Genomic DNA, 21727 nt, shown 5'->3' on the forward strand with positions numbered 1-21727 from the left:
CACAACACTAAATACTCAAAATGAAAACAAATAAAATAACTATCAAAGTTATAGTAAGTTATGTGCTGCTTTTTTTAGTCTCAGTAGTTGCCGGTTATGTAATCTTCAAAGAGATACAAAAACTATCCCATCAAGAAAAAATAAATCAAGAAGATCGAAATAAAATTATACAAATTAGCAAAATCCTCTCTTTAGTAAATGATACTGAAAGTGCAGGACGTATTGCCATGCGTACAGATGATAGAGAAGCTTTGCAACTTTTTTTAGAAAAAAATGTTTATTTACAAACTGAAATACTAAAATTTAGACGCGATATTACCTCTGAAAAACAAGTGCTTACACTCGATACCATCCGTTCCTTGCTCAATTTTAAAAGTGAAAATTTACAAGAATTAAAGGCTTTTCAAGAAGCAGATAGTACCTCAATTATTATACGAAATGCTATACGAAAACTTTCTACTTTGGAACCTTACTTAGGTTATGAACTTTATGGTAAAGATGCTTATAGAAAAAAAAAATTAACCCCTGAAAAAGCTCCAGATATTGCTTCTATACTAAAAAAATACAAAAATATAAAAATCCCTACTGCTTTTAATAATACTAAATTCGATAAAGTAGTATTAGAAACTCTTACTCTTTTGAACAAAGTAAATGAAGAAACTAAAGACTCTAAAAGCCAAATTAATGAAAAAATACAAAAACTTTGGCAAAACGATGTCCAAATTTCACGAAAATTAGATGATTTACTTCATAATTTTGAAGAAGAAGTATTAGCTAACTCTCAAAAATTAAGCCTAGAACGCAAACAAATTTTTGAAAATAGTAAAAATTTGCTTATGATATCCTTTTTAGTCGCCTTAGGTATTATTGTTATCTCTTCCATCGTGATTATTAATGATTTTGTTACCTCACAACGATATCGCCGCCGCCTGGAAACCGCTAATAGAAAATCTAATAACCTACTCAAAAATCGAGAACAACTTATCTCTATGGTAAGTCACGACCTACGCACTCCTTTAAGCTCTATTGTAGGCTATTCTGAACTGCTCAGTAAACAAAATATATCTGAGAAAGGTAAAAACTACCTTTCTCATATTAAATATTCTTCTGAGTATATCTCTAAATTGGTAGATGAGTTGTTAGATTATACCCGAATTGAAGCTGGTAAAATTACAATTGAAAAAGTACCTTTCAATACTACAGAAATTATTGATGAGGTAGCTAGCAATGTAAAATCAGCTTTTAAAACAAAAGAAATTAACCTATCTCTTAGCTTCTCCGAAACAGTAAATAATCTCAATTTCTCAAGCGATGCCTACCGTGTTAAACAAATATTGTATAACCTCATATCTAATGCCTTTAAATTTACTGAACACGGAACTGTACATATACAAGCCGACGCTCGTCAAATTAATGACGATGAGTATGAAATAGCTATCGCTGTTACCGATACAGGTATTGGTATCAAAAAGGAACAACAACAACATATTTTTGATGAATTTACCCAAGCTAACGACGAAATTTCTAAACGTTATGGCGGAACAGGACTCGGATTGCACATTTCTCAAAAATTAGCCCATCTATTACATGGCAAAATTTATTTGGAAAGTTATGAAAATAAAGGAAGTACATTTACACTACGATTCTTAGCTGAAAAAGTAGTAGAACGTACTAAAACCCCTCAAATCATTACTAATGACAAAAACCCTGATCTAATTACTATTATTGTAATAGATGATGACCTCTCTATCCTTTCCCTTATAAAAGAATTACTAAAACAAAAACATATCAACGCTATTACTTTCAACAACGGAAAAGAAGCTTTTGAACAAATGGAAAACTTCGACTTCGATTTAGTAATTACCGATATCCAGCTACCTGAAATGAATGGATTCCATTTCGTTACTCTATTCAACGAGCAGTATAAAGATAATCCATTACCTGTACTAGCAATTACTGGGCGTCGCGATGTGCCTGAAAGTTTCTACATGAAGAGCGGATTCTCTGGCATTTTACCAAAACCATTTACTCCAGAACAGTTCTACCAAAAACTGAATGTCTTCTTCCCTAAACTCAATACCGAAGTAGAACATAAAACTATTATGGTAAGCAACAATATAGAAGGAAGTTATACCCCTGAAATACTAGAGAGCTTTATGGGAGATGATCGTGAGGGCATTATAGGAATTTATGAACATTTCTTGAAAGAAAGCAGTGAGAACATACAAACGCTTAAACTCCTTGCCGATCGTGAAGACTACAAAGGTATTAAGGCAATAGCTCATAAAATGACTACAATGTTTGCGCAAATCAATGCCAAACGTGAGTCCGAAATACTTATTATTCTCAACAAAGTACTAGAAGAGGTACCTGCTGAACTGCACGGGCAAATTCATACTTTGGAACAGTTATTTGAAAATGATTGTCGCCCAGCGATAGAACAATATCTAAAGAAATTAATAGAACTATAAATTATGATTAAAGATTCTGAACTTATTTTAAACCCCGATGGTAGTATTTACCATATCAATTTACGACCTGAACAAGTAGCCGATACTATTATTTTGGTAGGCGACCCCAATCGAGTGCCTCGTGTGAGTGCTTATTTCGACAATATAGAATTTAGCACCCAAAAACGCGAATTTTGTACCCATACAGGTTCTTATAAAGGCAAACGCCTCACCGTAATTTCCACTGGTATAGGTCCTGATAATATTGATATTGTGATCAATGAACTCGATGCACTTGTGAATATCGATTTGCACACGCGCCAGCCTAAAGAGCAACTCACTTCGCTTAATATAGTGCGTTTTGGTACTTCAGGCTCTCTACAGGCTGATATACCCGTAGATAGTTTTGTGCTCTCTTCTCACGGATTAGGTATGGACAATATGTTTCATTCGTATAAGGATAGTCCTAAGGTGCGTGAAATCGCTATGGAAGAGGCTTTTATTGCTCATACAAGTTGGAATCCTCTCAAAGGTCGCCCTTATATCATAGCTTGCGGACAAGAACTTAAAAAACGCCTCCTCACCGATAAAGTATTTGAGGGAATTACGGGTACTGCTCCAGGCTTCTATGGTCCTCAAGGACGCGTATTGCGCTTGCCAGTGCAAGACCCTGAGCTCAATGATAAACTACACAGTTTCAATCATAATGGGCATCGTATGACGAACCTCGAAATGGAAACCTCTGCCATCTATGGGCTTTCTAAACTTTTAGGACACCAAGCTGTTTCGCTCAATGCTATCATTGCCAATCGCCCTACAGGTACTTTCACTAAGGATACTAAAAAAGTAGTAGAAGATTTGATAGTATATGGTTTAGAACAATTGGCAAAATAGTTATTACTATATTTTAATAAAATTGATAATCAATAATTTATTAGTTGTAAACTTATGAAAGCACTTTATTTTTTAGCTATGTTATGGCTATTCAATTGTCATAATACTACTTCCATTGATAGAGATGATACTTCAGTAGAAAAAGATACAGTAGTTGTATGTACTGAGGAAGATTTATCAGTGAGAAAAGATCCTTCTGAAGATAGTGAATTTGTAAGTCGTTATGATTTGCATCTCCCTGATGAAAATAAGAATTTAATCTTTTTGCCAGATAAAAAAGAAGCTTTTTTGTTAGGAGATTCAATTCCTATTTATAACCATAAAGGTTTTCTAAAAGAAAAACGTACTGATCTTGATACAAAGTGGGTAGCAATAGTGGGAGTTTCAGATACCCTATACAATTTCACAAAAGATCATTGTACAGCCTTTCATTATATAAAAATAGTGTTGAATAATACTGATTCTCTCATTGTAGATGGAAGAAATGTATTTAGAACAACTGATAAACTGATTGATAAAACCTTTGACAACGGTGAACGCATACAATTTTTTAGAACTGCCTATTATGGTACACCTGTATCAGATGATGATGGATTAACTTTTTGCGGAGAACCTTATCAACCTGCCATATTAATTACAAATACAGGTTTTAAGGGATTAGTACCAATAGGGGAAAATAATTCACTTGGTATTAATAGAAAAATGTTTCAATTTTTTGAACTATGTGACAATGATGGTTTTTTAGATGAGGTGATGAATGCAGTGAGGACTTCAAAAGGCATAGTTCTTAAAATTTATAGAGAATTTCAAGAAGGGTATACTAACTATGAGGTACTATTAGAGAAAACAACAGAAGGGTATAAGGTTACCCGTTTAAATTATCCTAAAATAAAAATTGATCAACCTTATATAAAGAAAAAGTGAATATGACGCCCCTTACAGGTCAAGAACTCCACAATTTAGCGATGAACATTGTAGGTGAAGCCTTACAAAAGGAACTACAATGGGAATTTCTATTAGTGAATAGTGAACTCAAGCGCGACCCTCAATTTGTATGTGTAGATAAAAACAACCAAAAATACTTCATCATTGTCCGTGCAGTCCCTTATGGCGACGACCCTACCGAGTATGATATCGTATTTATGGAAGTCGTGCGCAAACACGCCGAAAAACATAACGCTCGCACTTTCTACGCTGGTGTAGGGCTTAGCAATGTAACAGATGAAACCCTCCCTCTATATAAAGATGAACCTTATAAACTCAACTTTCAAGGGCTCATTGAAATTTGCTAATTGACAAATTTGCTAATTGACAAATTATTCGTACTTTTGCCACTCAAAAATAAAGCAAGTAACCAATGAAAATAAACGAATCATTGAACGTACATAGCAGCTTACTACAACTCATTGGCAATACACCTCTATTGGAATTGCACAAAATTACCAAAAATCTTAAAGGTCGCTATTTTGCTAAACTCGAAGCCTTTAACGCAGGTCATTCTGCCAAGGACAGAGTAGCCAAATATATCGTTGAAGATGCCGAACGCAAAGGACTTCTCAAACCAGGATATACTATTGTAGAAACTAGTTCGGGTAATACGGGCTACAGTTTGGCGATGATAAGTGCTCTAAGAGGCTACCGCTGTATCATTGCAATTAGCGATAAATCTTCTCACGACAAAGTAGAAATGCTACAAGCTTTAGGAGCTGAAGTGCATTTGTGTCCTTCAAATGTTGCTCCCGATGACCCTCGTTCTTACTACGAAGTAGCCAAACGCATCCACAACGAAACTCCTAATTCTATCTATATCAATCAGTATTTCAATCCACTAAACCCTGAGGCTCATTACCTTTCTACCGGTCGTGAAATATGGGAACAAACCCAAGGAGAAATCACTCACGTAGTAGTATGTAGTGGTACAGGAGGTACCATTTCGGGGATTGCGCGCTATCTCAAAGAACAAAATCCTAACGTACAAGTATTGGGGGTAGACGCCTATGGTTCAGCTATCAAAAAATACCACGACACTCGTCAGTTTGACCCTGCCGAAGTATATCCATACAAAATAGAAGGAATGGGTAAAAACCTAATTCCTACCGCTACTAATTTTGATGTTATTGATGAGTTCATCAAAGTAACTGATAAAGATGCGGCACTCACCGCTCGTGAATTGGCACGTACTGAAGGACTTTTTATGGGTTACACCAGTGGGGCTGCTATGCAAGCCGTAAAACAATATGCCGAGGCAGGTAAGTTTGATGAAAACAGCATTGTAGTTGCCCTTCTCGCCGACCACGGTTCGCGCTATATGAACAAAATTTATAGTGACGATTGGATGAAAAAGCAAGGATTTATTAGCTAACAATTGACAATTATCAATTAATAAAATAAATAAAAAAGAAGAATGAAAGATTTATTTGAGCATATTTATGCAAATAAAGGAAGTATAGGGCGCTGGTCAGACCACGCCGAGGGGTATTATGTATTCCCTAAATTAGAAGGTGAATTAGGTCCTCATATGAAATTCCAAGGAAAAGAAATCCTCAACTGGAGTATCAACGATTATTTAGGACTTGCAAACCACCCCGAAGTGCGCAAAGTAGATGCCGAAGCAGCTGCCGAGTATGGTGCGGCTTACCCTATGGGAGCTCGTATGATGAGTGGGCATACTACTATGCACGAAGAACTCGAAAAACGTTTAGCTAAATTCGTACATAAAGAAGCTGCTTATTTGCTCAACTTCGGTTATCAAGGAATGGTATCTATCATCGATGCTTTGGTTACCAAAAACGATGTGATTGTATACGATGTTGATGCACACGCTTGTATCATCGATGGGGTACGCTTGCACTTTGGCAAACGCTATACCTATCAGCACAACGATATGGAGAGCTTTGAGAAAAACTTAGAGCGTGCTGCCAAATTAGCCGAAACTACAGGAGGTGGTATCTTGGTGATTTCAGAAGGTGTTTTCGGAATGCGTGGCGAACAAGGTAAACTTAAAGAAATTGTAGCCCTTAAAAAGAAATATCCTTTCCGCCTTTTGGTAGACGATGCTCACGGTTTTGGTACCTTAGGTCCTCGTGGAGAAGGAACAGGAGTTCACCAAGGTGTACAAGATGAAATTGATGTCTATTTCTCTACTTTTGCCAAATCAATGGCTGGTATTGGGGCTTTCGTAGCTGGAAATGCCAAAGTAGTAGATTATCTTAAATATAACCTCCGCTCTCAAATGTTTGCTAAATCACTTCCAATGATTTATGTAAAAGGTGCTTTGAAACGTTTGGAAATGATGGAGACAATGCCTGAACTACAACAAAAGTTATGGGATAACGTAAATCGTTTGCAAAACGGACTTAAAGAGCGTGGATTCAATATCGGTAATACCAATACTTGCGTAACGCCTGTATTCTTGCACGGTAGTATTCCTGAAGCAATGGCGATGGTAAACGACCTACGCGAGCACTATGGTATTTTCCTTTCTATTGTAGTTTATCCAGTGATTCCAAAAGGAATGATACTCTTGCGCATTATTCCTACTGCTTCGCATAGTAAAGAAGATATCGACCGTACTTTGGAAGCATTTTCAGCGATTCGTGAAAAACTCGAAACAGGCGTATACCGCGCTATGAATGCTGAGCTTACTAAAGAAATGGGAGATATGTAATTAATTATTAAATTGAAAAAAAAATACTTTGCCAAAGTGAGATAGCTTATTGTGCTACAACCAACTTTGGCAAAGTTTTTGTGTATCTCCACCTTGTTCATTATTAATTGCTAATCGTTAATTGTTAATTGTCATCCCTACATATAATGAAATTGAAAATATAGAAGCTATCATAAAGGCAGTATTTGCCCAAAGTGATAAGTTTCATATCCTCATTGTAGACGACAATTCGCCTGATGGCACTGCCGATAAGGTACGCGAATTACAAACTATTTACCTTAACCGACTTTTTTTAGAGGTACGGACTGAGAAAAAAGGCTTAGGAACAGCTTATATTCACGGTTTTGAGTGGGCATTAACACATAACTATGAATATATTTTTGAGATGGATGCTGATTTCTCTCATAACCCTGCTGACCTCTTGCGACTTTATGAGGCTTGCCAGCAAGGTGCTGATGTTGCAATTGGGTCGCGTTATGTAAAAGGGGTGAATGTAGTGAACTGGCCCCTGCAACGCATCTTGTTATCCTATGGGGCTTCTATTTATGTGAGAGTGATTACGGGAATGAAAATTAAAGATCCTACTGCTGGCTTTGTATGTTACCACCGAAGGGTATTAGAGAGCATCGCCCTGAATACTATCCGATTTGTAGGCTATGCCTTTCAAATAGAGATGAAGTATCGTGCTTACCTCAAGAAGTTTAAAATCACTGAAGTACCTATCATCTTTACCGATAGAACTAAAGGAAAATCAAAAATGAATAAAAGCATTATCCGTGAAGCTATCTTTGGCGTTATCGGAATGCGATTTAAAAAATAAATCAGCATAAAAAATTATGGAATTTATAAGAAAAAGACTCAAAAGCTTGCAGTATGTGTTTCAAGGTTTGTTTTATTTAATAAAAAATGAACCTCCTGTGATGGTACACATCGTCATCTCTTTAGTATGGGTGATTTTGGGCTTTTGTTTCGGCATTACTACCAATGAATGGATTGTACAACTATTGTGTATCGCTATAGTACTGTCAGTCGAAGGTCTCAATACAGCTGTCGAGAAACTCTGTGACTTCATCCACCCCGATCATCACAAAACTATTGGCATTATCAAAGATGTTGCTGCTGGAAGTGTAGGCTTTGCTGTGATACCTGTAAGCGTTGTGCTCTGTATCATCTATTATCCTTATGTAATAAAACTCTTTTAAATTTTACTATGAAAGATATAGTAAAAGGGTATTTAGCAGCTTTTATTTCGGCGGTTACTTATGGTATGATTCCGCTGTTTATGATTCCTATCAAGCAGCAAGGTTTTTCGGTAGATGCAGCGCTTTTCTATCGTTTTATTACTACAAGCGTCTTTATTATGGGGTATCTTTTTTACCGAAAAGAGACACTGCGCATTACCCCGCGCGAAGTATTTATCTTTCTTGTTTTAGGATTGCTGTACGCCCTTTCAGCAGAATTTCTCTTCCTTGCCTACGATTTACTCTCCCCAGGAATTGCTTCTACTATATTTTTTATGTATCCGCTAATAGTAGCACTTGCTTTGGGTGTTTTCTTTAAAGAACATATCACCTTTCGCACAATGATAGCCCTTATTGTTGTATTAATAGGTGTTTTCTTACTCAGTGTAAAAGATGTAACAAACTTTTCAATCAACTATATAGGGGCAGGAGTATCACTACTTGGGGCAATTTCGTATGCACTCTATATGCTTATTGTCAATAAATCTAAAATATCGGCTTCAGGAATAAAAGTATCGTTTTATTCTACCTTATTTTCTTCAGTTTATTTTCTTGTAAAACTATGGGTTATAGGTACTCCTCTTCCTATCCCCGAGGTAAAGATGAGTTTACAGCTCACAAGTTTCGGTATAGTAACTACCCTGTTTTCTATCATCACCCTTATTTATGCTATCAGAATGATAGGTTCTACCCCTACAGCTATCATTGGGGTAATGGAACCCATTGTAGCAGTAGCTATCAGTATTTGGATATTCCAGCAAGAAAGTCTTACAACGAATCTTATTATAGGAGTGCTACTCATTATCATTGCAGTAATGATAGATATTTTGAAGCCTAAGAAAATATAGTTAAATTATTTTGTTTAGTTCTAAATAAAGTGGTATTTTTGTCCGCTGAAAAACTTAAATATCATTTTATGAAAAAACTCATTTTGCCTGTTATGGTGTTATGTGCTACGATGAGTATGGCACAAAATGACCCTCTTGATTCTAAAAAAGATACTATATCACTTGAGGAAGTAGTGATTACGGCTAATCGTATCAAAGAGAAGAAAACGGATGCTGTTGCGAATGTAACCATTATTGACCAAAAGAAACTACAGCAGTTTATAAAAATAGCGCCTGATATGTCGCATCTTATTGGGATGATAGAACCAGCTATGTCACTTTCTACCAATACAACTAACAACCGTTATCAAAATTTGCGAGGGCGCTCTATACTCGTATTGATTGATGGTATTCCTCAATCTACGCCATTACGTGCTACAGACCGCGATATTCGCTCTATTGACCCAGCAGCTGTAGAACGTATTGAGATAGTAAAAGGGGCTACCTCTATTTATGGAAATGGAGCCATAGGAGGAATAATGAATATTGTAACTAAAAAATCGCCTAAAAATGTTATTTTCGGTGGGCAAACTACTATAGGAGCTTCAGCAAGAGATTCTTTTAAAGAAAATAGAGGCTTTGGCTATCGTTTTAATCAACAATTTTATGGAAATTACAAAGGCTTTTCTTATTTAGTTGATGCGGCAATGAACCAAACAGGTTCAGCTATTGATGGGACAGGTGAATATATATCTCCTCGCTATGGATTAGGAGATGTGCGTACTTATAACGGACTTGTAAAACTTGGTTATCAGTTTGACGATGATAATAAGGTAGAAGCTATGTATAACTTCTATCAAAGTTTGCAAAACACCCCTTTGGTAGCTTCTGGAGGAAAATATCTAGAACGCCCTCGTATAGGAGTTTATGATACTAAAGACCCTGCTGCTCAAGATGAAGGAATGCGCTATAATCACAACGCCTATATAAAATTCAACTCCAATAACATTTTTAAACGTACTGATTTAGAGTTAAGTGCTTTTACCCAACACCAATATGCTATTTTCGATTATCGCAAGCACAACGCTCGAAGTCCACGCTGGGAAAGCAGTAGCGGGCAAGCAACTGTAAAAGGTGAAAAATATGGTATTCGTACCCAACTAACTTCTAAAGTTTTATTTTCTGAAAATGTTTTTACTCAGTTACTCTATGGTGCTGATGTATTGATAGATAAAACCAGTCAGCCTCTAGTAGATGGTCGTTATTGGATGCCTGAGCTCACTTCTTATAATTCTGCTCCTTTCTTACAAACAAAAACTACTTTCTTCCAATACTATGTACTCAAAGCAGGCTTGCGTTATGATTACATTGATGTATCTGTTCCTAATTATGAGGTTCTCAGGCTCCGCAATACCGATCCTCGTGTATATGTAAAAGGAGGAGATCTTACTTACAACAATCTTTCTCCTAACATAGGGATTGCATACAACCAATTCAAGTATTTCCAGCCTTTCATCTCTTATTCACAAGGTTTTTCAATTTTTGATTTAGGAAGAACCCTTCGTGCTGCTAAAGCTGATGTCCTTTCTAAAATCAATACAGAGCCTGTTAAAACCGAAAATTATGAAGCCGGAGCTTATGCTGAACTAAGCAAATATGTTCATTTGAGTGGTTCTTACTTCTATACTTATTCAAAACTCGGTAGTGATCTCAAATCAGTAAGTGGTTTTTGGGTAGTAGATAGAACCCCTCAAAAAGTATATGGTTTTGAAGTAAATGCTGATATTTTTCCTACTAAATGGCTTACCCTTGGCGGAAGTTTTATCTCTTTTGAAGGAAAGAAAAAATCTACTGAAGATGGAGATTGGGATGGCTATATGAGTGGTACTTCTATTCCTGCTCCTAAGGCAACTGCTTATATAAGAGTTACACCTACTGAATATAGTTACCTTCAAGTAAATTACTTACATACAGGTAGTAGAGATCGCTTCTCTCCTGATAATCGAGGTGTATATACTGAAGGAGAGGGAATTGTTTATCCTATCGACTTGTTTTCTCTCAGTGCAGGTTATACTTTCAACAAGTCTTTTTCTTTGGCTTTAGGGATTGAAAACCTCACCGATAAGGTGTATTATACACCTGCTTCTATGTTGGTAGCACGAGATGCTGAGTATGCACGTGGTAACGGAAGATATTTTAATCTGAGTCTTACTTATCGTTATTAAGATATAAATAAAAAAACGAGGTGTAAAAACCTCGTTTTTTTATTATCAGTTTATAGACCGAACCGCTTCTTTTAGTTGTATCAAAGCTTGTTTTACCACACTTCGCGGACAAGCTAAATTTATGCGCATATAACCTTTGCCTTCTTCCCCATAAATAGCTCCATCATTTAGGGCTAAGTGTGCTTTATCAGTGCATAGGGCTACAATTTCTTTCTGACTGAGTTGTAATGCACTAAAATCTATAAATACCAAATAAGAAGCTTGAGGTACAATCACTTTTAATTGTGGTATGTATTTTTCAATGTAATGTATTACTTCATCAACATTCCCTTGTACATAGTTGAGCATTTGTTGTAGCCATTCTTCACCTTTGTTATAGGCGGCTACCACAGTGTTGAACGCAAAAACGTTTCCTGCGGCTAACTCATTCCCCTCTACATAGCTCTCAAAACGGCGACGCAAGGTAGGGTTAGTAATTACAGCGTATGAAGTGGCTAATCCAGCCATATTAAATGCTTTGCTCGGAGAGGCAAATACTACTGAGTTTTGTGCAGCTTCTTCGCTTACAGTAGCAAATGGAATGTGCTGATATGGTGGTAAGGTAAGGTCGGCGTGGATTTCATCGGCAACTATTATTACGTTGTTTTGAGCACAAATAGTAGCTACTTTCTGCAATTCTTCACGTGTCCATACGCGTCCACCGGGGTTGTGAGGATGGCAGAAAAGGAAGAGCTTACATCCTTTTATTTTCTCTTCAAACACTTCAAAATTGATGTGATATTGCCCATCTTTTAATTCTAAAGGGCAGTTCACTAATTCGCGATGATTGTTACGAACTACTTGTGCAAAAGGATTGTATACAGGCTGCTGAATCATCACTTTTTCACCGCGTTCGGTAAAGCTTTGCACAGCCATTGCTAAGGCAGGAACTACCCCAGGTACAAATGAAATCATCTCTTTGGTAATTGTCCATTGGTGGCGGCGTGCTTGCCAACTGATAATAGCCTCATACCAACTCTCAGGTCTGGCTGTATAGCCAAACACTTCGCATTCCATACGTTTTTTCATCACCTCTACAATGAATGGAGGTGTTTTGAAATCCATATCGGCTACCCACATTGGCAGCAAATCAGTACGCCCCCAGCGAGGAGCTAATGCCTCTAACTTCAAGGCATCTGTGTGTTTTCTACAAACTACTTCGTCAAAATTGTAATCCACTTTATCTAATGATTAATGGTTAATGATTTATTTTTTATTACGTATATACCAACTAATTGTTAGGTTGTACCTATCAATTATCGTTACTAATTTACTCTCACAATGTTGGCACCCAATGCTTTGAGTCGTCCATCGATATTTTCATAACCTCTGTCTATCTGTTCTATATTGTAGATAGTAGAAGTTCCTTTGGCTGATAAGGCTGCGATGAGCAGAGCGATACCGGCACGTATATCGGGTGAAGTCATTAGGGTAGCGCGCAAAGGTGATTTGAAGTCATTGCCAATAACTGTTGCTCGGTGTGGGTCACACAATATAATTTTAGCTCCCATGTCTATCAGTTTATCGATAAAGAAGAGTCGGCTTTCAAACATTTTTTGATGAATGAGTACTTCGCCACGAGCTTGGGTAGCAACTACGAGCACAATACTTAGCAAGTCGGGAGTAAAACCAGGCCAAGGAGCATCGGCTACGGTAAGGATAGAGCCATCAATGTAATTCTGAATTTCATAGCCATTGGTATGGGCGGGGATATAGATATCGTCGTTTCTCTTTTCAAAGCTAATACCTAATTTTTGGAAGATAGTGGGTATAATGCCTAAATGTTCCCACCCCACATTTTTGATAGTAATCTCGCTGCGGGTCATAGCCGCTAAACCTATCCAACTACCTATTTCAATCATATCGGGCAGAATGGTATGGGTACAACCATTTAGGCGTTCCACTCCATTGATAGTGATAAGGTTAGAACCAATACCTTGTATAACAGCCCCCATAGCATTAAGCATGCGGCAGAGTTGTTGTACATAGGGCTCACAAGCAGCATTATAGATAGTAGTAGTACCTTCGGCTAATACTGCAGCCATAATAATATTTGAGGTACCAGTTACTGATGCTTCTTCTAAAAGCATATAAGTACCACGGAGTTTTTCAGCTACTACACTATAAGTATAATTGTTCTCATCGTATTCAAAATGAGCTCCTAATTTGATGAAGCCATCGAAGTGGGTGTCGAGGCGGCGGCGACCTATTTTGTCTCCCCCAGGTTTAGGAATATAGCCTACGCCAAAACGTGTGAGTAGTGGTCCTACTACCATAATAGAACCGCGCAAGGCTTGCCCTTCGGTATGAAATGACTCTGATTTTAAGTAATCGATATTCACTTCATCTGCCTGAAAGCTATAAGAACCTTTTCCTACTTTTTGAATTTTTACACCTAAATTTTCGAGTAAAGAAATGAGTTTATTTACATCCTGAATGTCGGGGATGTTGTGAATAGTAACCTTTTGATCGGTGAGTAAAACGGCACAAAGCACTTGTAAAGCTTCATTTTTAGCACCTTGTGGAGTGATTTCCCCTTTCAAAGGGTGACCACCTTCTATTTTAAATACGCCCATTGTTGTTCTTTTTATTAAATTTATTAGTAAAACCTTTTTTGTTTTGTTGATGTTGCTGATGGGGTTGATTTTGGTTCTGTTGCGGTACATTGCGACGAGTAAGGTTCATTTTGGTACGTATCAACGCTTGGCTGTCCCAAAGATCTTCTTTCTTTTTGCGCAAGTCTATTTGTCCGTTGCTCAATTCGTAAAGGTGTTCAAACACCACACTATCGTCTACCGCTTCTTTGTTCCAAGTGAGGAAACATTTTTTCATATGGTTAGCGATAGAATATTCTAAAGCCTCTCGCAAATCGCCTTTTTCCCATTTCACACAAGTGTTGATGAGCCTAAGGATGATATTGCCATAAAAGCGATATTTGAGTTGGTGTTGTGGATATTCTAAGCGGTCGGGGTGCTTGTGTAGGGTAGAGGGGGTAGGTTTCTCATAAGGAGAATCTACATCTAACTGAAACCCCGACATTATAAACAATTGATCCCACAATTTGTGTTGGAAGTCAGGGACATCGCGTAAGTGGGGAAATAGGTTTCCCATTACAGCGATGATGCTGCGTGCTGTGCGGTTACGTTCATCACGGTCTTCTAAGAGTACCGCTTTTTCAATCATTTTTTGTATGTGTCGCCCGTATTCAGGGATGTGCAAGTGCGGGCGTTCCGTATTGTATTCTAAGGTCGTCATAGTGATAAAATTCCTTCTACCTTGCCTGCTTCTTTGTAAAAAGCAATTACCTCATCAGGATTTTTTACGGTGAGGCTCACCGAAACTCCTGTGTATTTATCGCCTGATGAAGGGCGTGTGGTAATTTCGGCATCAGTATTTTTAAAAACATCCTCTAATTGCGCTAATTTAGCCTCATCTTTAGGGATGATAAATTTATAGAGGTAACGAGTAGGCCACAAACTTGTTTCTAAAAGTTCGTTTTTCAATCGCTCGTAAAATTCTGCTAATTCTTGTTCTGTTTTCATTTAAATGAGTCTTCTAAACTATTATATAGAATGCAAATATACGAATAATTTGTCAATTAGCAAGTTTTTAAACCTTAACTATCAGCTCTTTCCGTTCAATGCTTGTCAATACGCTTTAAAATTCTTTGTAAATCAATATGTTGTAATCGTTTGATTTTTAAAACTCTATCTTCTTCAGCTTGTTAGTCTCCAAGCTCTGATTTCTAAAAACTATTCCTTAAAATTTGCCATTTAAAAAAATAATCGTACCTTTGCGCCCTGAAAAAATTACGTAATAAAAATTTAACATTGCAATGAAAAAAGAAATTCACCCAGAATCTTACCGTTTGGTGGCTTTCAAAGATATGTCTAACGACGATATCTTTATCACAAAGTCTACCGTAGAAACTAAAGAGACTATTGAAGTAGATGGGGTTGAGTATCCATTAGTAAAATTGGAAATTTCTCGCACTTCTCACCCTTACTACACAGGTAAATCTAAACTTATTGACACAGCCGGACGTATTGATAAGTTTAAAAACAAATACGCTAAGTTCCAAAAATAACATAGCAACTTCTAAAAACCTCCCTTTAAGGAGGTTTTTTTCTTATGAAAATACTCTCCGTCTCTCTCCATAATATCGCCTCAATCGAAGGTCCTTTTACCCTCAATTTGGAAGCTGAACCCCTCAAATCGGTGGGGTTATTCGCTATTACGGGGGCTACAGCTGCAGGAAAATCTACTATTTTAGATGCTATTTGCCTCGCCCTTTACAACGATACTCCTCGATTGGCTGCTACTCAAAGCTCGGTTGCTATAACCGATAGTGGGGTAGAGGTAAAGGCGAACAACGTGAAACACCTCTTGCGCAAAGGGGCTGTTTCGGGCTATGCCAAAGTGGTATTTCAGGCGGTTGATGGCAAGATTTACGAAGCCGAATGGCAGGTGAGCCGCGCTTACAACAAACCCTCGGGGGCTATCCAAAACGAGAAAATGCAACTCACTTGCTTAACTGATAACCACTTAATTGCCGAAAATCGCAAAACACTCGTACTCGAAAAGATTCGCGAATGCGTAGGGTTAACCTTTGATGAGTTTACCAAATCGGTGATTTTAGCACAAGGCGACTTTACTTCTTTCTTAAAAGCAAACGACGATAAACGTTCGGATATTTTAGAGAAACTCACAGGTACTGAGGTGTATACACGCGTCTCTAAACAGATACACGAATGTCATAAACAACACAAAAACGAACTTCAACTCTTAGAAAAACAGCTTGAAAATATTGTTTTCCTAACGGAAGATGAACGTACAACGCTATCTACTCAACTCGCTGCTGATGAAGAAAAACTGAAAAACCTGCAAAACTCTCTTTCTTCTCTAAAAGCTCAACAACAGTGGTTTGACAATCAGAAATTGTACACACAACAATGGCAAGAGGCTCTTGAAAATAAACAAATAGCCGAGCAGGAGAAAATCTCTCAGTCAGAACGTTTTGCTCAACTTGCAATGGTGGAGCAGTTGCAAGCTGTAAAAGGGGATATCCTCACCCAGCAAAAGGAAAGCGAAAAATTAGCACTCACCACACAACAATTAGAGCAAGCTACTTTAGAAAAAGAACAACTTACTACCGATAAGGCTCTTATTTCCAGTGATAAAGAGGCTATCGAAAAGGATTTGGCAATAGCCAAAAGAACTTATGAAATAGCCAAACCTGCTATCGCTAAAGCAAAGGAACTGGATATTCGTCTCACAGAACAACAAAATGCGCTATTGCAATATCAGCAACAGTACAATACTAAAAAATCTGTTTTACAAACTAAAGAAACCGAACTTGAAAAAGTAGTGGAACATATCCAAAAAGGGGAGAGTTACATTCAAACTGAAGAACAATGGCTCAATACTCACCCCGATGAGGCTCAACTGTACCGCAATGCGCTATGGTTAGAGCAACTCACAACCGACCAGCAACTGCTCAATGAAAAACTAACTGCCTACAAGCAAACTGAAGAACGCCTTACACAACAACTCTCTAACCTGAAAGATCAACACGCTGTTGAAAATCTCCCCTCAATAGATGTAGAGGCTCTTGCTAAACAGCAGAAGAATTATCTCACGGCTTTGCAAATGTATCAATCGGATAGAGAAGTAGCAAGACGTATGCTGCAATATGAAGCACAGAAAATACAAGGAGCATCGCTCTTACAGGAGTTGCAACATACACAAAATCAAACGGAAGAGGCTATAACACAATTGCAAACAGCTCAGGCAGAAGCCAAAATCGCTTGTGACACTGCTGAGCGTATCTACCAAAAAGCACAAATAGAAAATACCAAAGATGTTGCCTTTTTACGTGAACATTTGGTGGAGGGGGAGGCTTGTCCTGTATGTGGGTCGCTACACCACCCCAATGCTCACAAGGCTGTCGCCGAACATCTTATCAATACGGTATATCAAGAATTTCTCAATGCCAAAAAGCATTTAGAATCGCTTACGAAAGACTTAATTACCAAAGAAACAGAGCTTAAAGAACTGCAAAAACGCATAGCACAGCAAACCACACAAAATGCTGAATACGCAACATTATACACCCAAGAGTACGAACGCTTAACGCAATCGGTGTATTACTATATGACTTATCCCACTGCTGAAATAGAGCCTTATATCACAAGTAAAATTTCTGAAATAGAGCACCTTTTAGCAGAAACTGAAACGCTTTTTGAAGTGCTTAACCAACTCAAATCACTCACCGATGAGCTGAATACTCTTGCAAAAGATACTCAAAATTGTGAACAACAAAGCCAGAAATATTTTCAACAGTTGCAAAATTTGCAACTTTCGGTTGATTGGCTCAATCTTTGGCAAACAGATATTGCACAATTTCAAAAACAGGTTGTTACAGCTAAAACCGATTGGGAAACACATTTGGCTTGTCTCGAAAAATACAAAAAACGTCTTGCAGAACTCACACAAGAGCGCACAAAACTTTCTTCTTCGGCTCAAGCGCTCCAGCAAGAACTCACTGAATTGACGGAACGTATTACTAAAGAGCAAATTCAGTTGCAAAAAATGAAAGAAAAACGTAATAATTTGTTAGAAGGAAAATCGGCTCAAGAGGTAGAGGCTACTTTTCAGAAACAAATAAATGAATTAACATCTCGGTTGGAGCAAAACCAACAGCAATACAATGCTATTTTACTAAAACTGACGGCTAATGAAAAGACTTTAGAAACCTTAACAACGCAACAACAGCAATCGCAAACTCATATAACTGAGGCAACTCTTACAATAGAAGAATGGCTTACTGCTTACCCTTCTGAGCAAATAGACTTTATAAGAAGAAATATGCTAGAGTGGGCAAATCGCTCTCACGAATGGTTACAATCAGAAAGGCAAGCTCTTCAATCGTTAAACGAGCGCATAGCCCAATACAATACTATTGCTACAGAAAAACAGCAAGCTCTTGAACAATTAAAAGAAAAACGACCACTTGACCTTACAGAAGAAGCTACCATACAGCAATTGGCAGCTCAAACAGCTGAAGAAGATACACTACGCGAGGCTGTAGTTACTCAAAAAAGCAGGCTTCTAACTGATAGTCAGCAGCGCGCTACCGTTGCAACATTGCATAAAGCTAAAGAAGAAAAGGAAAAACTCACCCATCGCTGGAGTTTGCTCAACGACCTTATAGGAAGTAGTACAGGTAACACATTCCGCAAGTACGCTCAGGAATATACTCTTGATATGCTTTTGCAATACGCCAATGTACAAATGCGCTACCTCAATAGGCGCTATACTTTGCAACGCATTCCTAATTCTTTAAGTTTGCAGGTGGTAGATAACGATATGGGTGCTGAGGTGCGTTCGGTTTATTCACTTTCAGGAGGAGAATCGTTTTTAGTATCTCTGGCTTTGGCTTTAGCACTTTCCTCACTCTCATCTACTAAAATGAATGTAGAAACCCTCTTTATAGACGAAGGTTTTGGCTCCTTAGACTCCGAAACGCTTTCTGTAGCCATAGATGCATTGGAGAGCCTACAAAATCAAGGGAAGAAAGTAGGGGTTATCTCTCACGTACAAGAAATGGTAGAGCGCATTGCTGTGAAAGTAGTGGTACAAAAGAAAGGTAACGGAAAGAGCAGTATAGTTGTTACTGTTTAGTTGTTAGAAGGTAAGAAAACTACTTCAAAAATTTTACTCCAATTCTTACCCGTAATGAAAAAAGTTTGACGCTTAGGGTGATAGGCAATGCCATTGAGTACATCCACATCAGGAGTTTGCTCTACTTTGCTTTTAAGTCCGCGTACATCTACTACACCTTCAATAGCGCCATTTTCGGGGTTGATAATCATTATGCCGTCCTTTAGGAAAGTATTGGCATAAATCTTTCCGTTAGCAAATTCTAATTCATTAGCATAAGTGTAGAGCGATTTATTAGTGCAGAGTTGTAAACTATCAATCTCGGCATAAGTTTCGGGATGGAGTAACCAAATTTTTTCACTACCATCACTTTTGTAGAGTTTGTCTTCTCCATTATGGCAGAGACCCCAACCTTCTTTACTTTTGCCATAAGTGAAAGTCTTCTGAAAGTTTAAATCCTTGTCATATACCATTCCTATTTGTTCTCTCCAAGTGAGTTGCAGTATTTTACCTTTAAAAACAGTAGCGCCTTCGCCAAAGTATGAAGGTTGTAAAGGTACATTTTTATAGACTTCCCCTGTAAATGGATTCCATTTGCGTATAGATGATTCGCTGTATTGCCCTGTACTTTCTACAAGCGTATCACCTATGAATTCTAATCCTTGTGTATAAGCCTTCTTGTCGTGTGCATACTCATTGATGATTTTGTATGTATAGATTTTAGGAGCATCTTTGGCTAATAGTAATAGTTGTTTTTGTACGGTGTACTGCTGTCCGTTAGTAGTATGAGCAGTAACTTTTAGTTGCTGTTTGCCTAACGGCAAAAGAGCGTGCAGTACGATAGTATCGCCTTGAGCTTCTAAATGCTGTTGATGAAATTGAAAAGAAGTTTTGGTAATTGCCTCACTGAATTTTGGGTGTGTGATTTTCACTACAAGGGTATCACCTAAGTGGTATTCTTTCTTTTTAGGAAAGATTTCTATATTAAAATCCTTGCCGTCATTAGGCGTATTTTTGCAAGCTACCACTGCTATTGCAAGCAGGATGAGGTATAAAAATCGTGGAAATGTAGTCATAAAATGTTATCTTTTGCTCTGAAAAATATAAGTAATAGTGCCTATTTGTTCTTTTTTGCCACTCACCGCATTGAATTTAGCTTTTTGAGCGTAGAGTAATGAGTTTTCTAATAGACAATCATCGGTAGTTGTGGAATTAGCTCTATCAATAGCTGTTTTAGTCACACGTCCTGCTTCGTCCACAGTGATACTTACCACCACTTTTCCATCACGTTCACAAGTAAACACAGGATTTGGGATATTTCCTACTCTACCAGCTAAGGCGTATTTTACTAAAGTGTTTTTATTTACTTTGTCACTTATTTTAGGAGTATTAGTTGTGTTTTGCAAACTGTGATCGGTGATAATGAGGTCGCCTGCCATTTTTTGGTTGGCTACTAATTCTTCTTTGGCAGCTGCCATTTCCTGAGCAGCACGTTCAGCCATAATTTCGTCTAAAGTTTTGAAATCATCAGTGTGTTGTAAGGAAGCATCTGCTTGGTTGTAAGCATTAGTAGTGAGTTTGGCATTGTTAGTAGGAATATCGGCATTAGGAGAGGTTTCTTCAGGTTGTGGGGGCTCTTGAGGTAAATCATCAGAGGTAAGTGCCATTTCTATCATTATCTCTTTCTTCTTGTCGTTCAATTGTATTACCATAAGAGTAAGTACAGTACAGAAGAGTATGAGCAAAGTGATAGTAATTGCCTTATCAGTATTAGTGAACATTCGCATAAAAGCGTGTAATTCATACTGTAAACCAGAAGTTTTTTGAGCTTTTCGTCTTGGAAATATAGCCTCCATATTCAACTCGCCAGTAGGGTGGGAGGGAGGCGTTTCTTCACGTTCAAACTGACTGTTGATGGTTTTATTGCGATCGGCAAAACGATCGTTGAGAACTTTCTTTTCTTGTGGTTCACCTACTACTGTAGTAAGGATAATAGGAGGAAGGGGGTGTTTCCTGAGGTCAGGAATATGAGTACTTACAAACTCCTCAGGACTTATGGCATTACTTACTGAAAAATCACCTATTTTGGTGCGTCGCAAAGCAGATAGATAGCCTCCTGAGCCTAAGGCTTTACCGAAATCGTTTGCTAAAGAACGTATATAAGTACCCTTACTGCATACCACCTCAAAGTGCAACTCAGGAAACTGACTTGCATCAATAGTGAAATTGTGAATGTAAATAGTGCGCTGAGGTACTTCTATTTCTTTGCCATCGCGAGCAAATTCGTAGAGGCGTTTGCCATCTTTTTTGATAGCCGAAAATACAGGTGGGGTTTGCACAAGCTCGCCCATAAACTGTTTTCGCACTTGTTCTATCAGTTCAGGAGTGATATGGTCAGTAGGGTAGCGAGCATCTATTTCGGTTTCCATATCGTAGGAAGGAGTAGTAGCTCCCAAGGTGATAGTACCCGTGTAAGTTTTTACAGCATCTTGTATTTCAGTGATTTTTTTGGTAAATTTACCGGTACAAACCACCAATAAACCAGAGGCAAGCGGGTCTAATGTGCCCGCGTGCCCTATTTTTATTTTCTTGAGTTTGTAATGCTTGAGAATTGCCCATTTGATTTTGTTTACCGCTTGAAACGACGACCATTGTAGGGGTTTATCAATAAGCAAGATACGACCTTCTGAAAATTCTTCTGGAGTTATCATACTATTCACTT

18 protein-coding genes are annotated in these 21727 nt (G+C 37.9%); 12 read left to right on the plus strand and 6 right to left on the minus strand.

Annotated elements, in window-relative coordinates; all coding sequences use genetic code 11:
• The first annotated feature begins 20 nt into the window (after positions 1-20).
• The 10 genes from Q0162_RS06410 (at position 21) to Q0162_RS06455 (ending at position 11304) form a co-directional block, all read left to right on the plus strand.
• Entirely contained in the window at positions 21-2471 is a 2451-nt protein-coding gene (locus Q0162_RS06410; protein WP_297890536.1) for an ATP-binding protein, read from the plus strand.
• A 3-nt stretch (positions 2472-2474) separates the two neighbouring features.
• On the plus strand, positions 2475-3344 hold the full coding sequence (locus Q0162_RS06415) for a nucleoside phosphorylase (RefSeq protein ID WP_297890538.1): 870 nt from the start codon (positions 2475-2477) through the stop codon (positions 3342-3344).
• 54 nt (positions 3345-3398) lie between these two features.
• Positions 3399-4268 (plus strand): hypothetical protein, encoded by an 870-nt coding sequence (locus Q0162_RS06420; RefSeq protein ID WP_297890540.1) that lies wholly within the window; start codon positions 3399-3401, stop codon positions 4266-4268.
• Between the two features lie 2 nt (positions 4269-4270).
• On the plus strand, positions 4271-4636 hold the full coding sequence (locus tag Q0162_RS06425) for a hypothetical protein (RefSeq protein WP_009418728.1): 366 nt from the start codon (positions 4271-4273) through the stop codon (positions 4634-4636).
• A 65-nt stretch (positions 4637-4701) separates the two neighbouring features.
• The gene (locus Q0162_RS06430; protein ID WP_095900880.1) at positions 4702-5706 is read left to right on the plus strand and encodes a PLP-dependent cysteine synthase family protein; all 1005 of its coding nucleotides are present in this window, start codon (positions 4702-4704) and stop codon (positions 5704-5706) included.
• Between the two features lie 42 nt (positions 5707-5748).
• Positions 5749-7011, plus strand: a complete 1263-nt coding sequence (locus Q0162_RS06435; RefSeq protein WP_203081954.1) for an aminotransferase class I/II-fold pyridoxal phosphate-dependent enzyme — start codon at positions 5749-5751, stop codon at positions 7009-7011.
• A 121-nt stretch (positions 7012-7132) separates the two neighbouring features.
• Positions 7133-7831 carry a polyprenol monophosphomannose synthase gene (locus tag Q0162_RS06440; RefSeq protein ID WP_297890545.1) on the plus strand — a complete coding sequence of 233 codons (699 nt, stop codon included), beginning with the start codon at positions 7133-7135 and terminating at the stop codon, positions 7829-7831.
• 16 nt (positions 7832-7847) lie between these two features.
• Complete coding sequence (locus Q0162_RS06445; protein ID WP_297890547.1) at positions 7848-8213, plus strand: diacylglycerol kinase family protein; 366 nt, start codon at positions 7848-7850, stop codon at positions 8211-8213.
• A gap of 8 nt (positions 8214-8221) precedes the next feature.
• The gene (locus tag Q0162_RS06450; RefSeq protein ID WP_297890549.1) at positions 8222-9100 is read left to right on the plus strand and encodes a DMT family transporter; all 879 of its coding nucleotides are present in this window, start codon (positions 8222-8224) and stop codon (positions 9098-9100) included.
• Positions 9101-9168: 68 nt separating this feature from the next.
• Positions 9169-11304 (plus strand): TonB-dependent receptor, encoded by a 2136-nt coding sequence (locus tag Q0162_RS06455; RefSeq protein ID WP_297890551.1) that lies wholly within the window; start codon positions 9169-9171, stop codon positions 11302-11304.
• Positions 11305-11349: 45 nt separating this feature from the next.
• On the opposite strand, the gene Q0162_RS06460 is transcribed toward Q0162_RS06455, so the two are convergent.
• From Q0162_RS06460 to Q0162_RS06475, 4 genes are all read right to left on the minus strand, one after another.
• On the minus strand, positions 11350-12522 hold the full coding sequence (locus tag Q0162_RS06460; RefSeq protein WP_297890552.1) for a MalY/PatB family protein: 1173 nt from the start codon (positions 12520-12522) through the stop codon (positions 11350-11352).
• Positions 12523-12608: 86 nt separating this feature from the next.
• A complete protein-coding gene (gene murA, locus Q0162_RS06465) occupies positions 12609-13919 on the minus strand; it encodes a UDP-N-acetylglucosamine 1-carboxyvinyltransferase (RefSeq protein ID WP_297890553.1) in 1311 nt (436 codons plus the stop codon).
• A complete protein-coding gene (locus Q0162_RS06470) occupies positions 13906-14598 on the minus strand; it encodes a DUF4290 domain-containing protein (protein ID WP_297890555.1) in 693 nt (230 codons plus the stop codon). Before Q0162_RS06470 ends, murA begins: the two co-directional genes overlap by 14 nt.
• Entirely contained in the window at positions 14595-14885 is a 291-nt protein-coding gene (locus tag Q0162_RS06475) for a DUF493 family protein (RefSeq protein ID WP_002680853.1), read from the minus strand. Before Q0162_RS06475 ends, Q0162_RS06470 begins: the two co-directional genes overlap by 4 nt.
• 293 nt (positions 14886-15178) lie before the next feature.
• Here Q0162_RS06475 and Q0162_RS06480 point away from each other — a divergent pair, with 293 nt between their 5' ends.
• Positions 15179-15430 carry a type B 50S ribosomal protein L31 gene (locus Q0162_RS06480; RefSeq protein WP_002680810.1) on the plus strand — a complete coding sequence of 84 codons (252 nt, stop codon included), beginning with the start codon at positions 15179-15181 and terminating at the stop codon, positions 15428-15430.
• A gap of 44 nt (positions 15431-15474) precedes the next feature.
• On the plus strand, positions 15475-19026 hold the full coding sequence (locus tag Q0162_RS06485; RefSeq protein WP_297890559.1) for an AAA family ATPase: 3552 nt from the start codon (positions 15475-15477) through the stop codon (positions 19024-19026).
• Here the strand turns inward: Q0162_RS06485 and Q0162_RS06490 are convergent.
• Together Q0162_RS06490 and truB are read right to left on the minus strand one after the other, a co-directional pair.
• Positions 19023-20081, minus strand: coding sequence for a glutaminyl-peptide cyclotransferase (locus Q0162_RS06490; RefSeq protein ID WP_297890561.1), 1059 nt, complete (start codon positions 20079-20081; stop codon positions 19023-19025). The two genes, Q0162_RS06485 and Q0162_RS06490, sit on opposite strands and share 4 nt — an antisense overlap.
• Before the next feature lie 6 nt (positions 20082-20087).
• Complete coding sequence (truB, locus tag Q0162_RS06495) at positions 20088-21716, minus strand: tRNA pseudouridine(55) synthase TruB (protein ID WP_297890563.1); 1629 nt, start codon at positions 21714-21716, stop codon at positions 20088-20090.
• Between the last annotated feature and the right edge of the window lie 11 nt (positions 21717-21727).

Source organism: uncultured Capnocytophaga sp. (assembly GCF_937936315.1).
Taxonomy (GTDB): domain Bacteria; phylum Bacteroidota; class Bacteroidia; order Flavobacteriales; family Flavobacteriaceae; genus Capnocytophaga.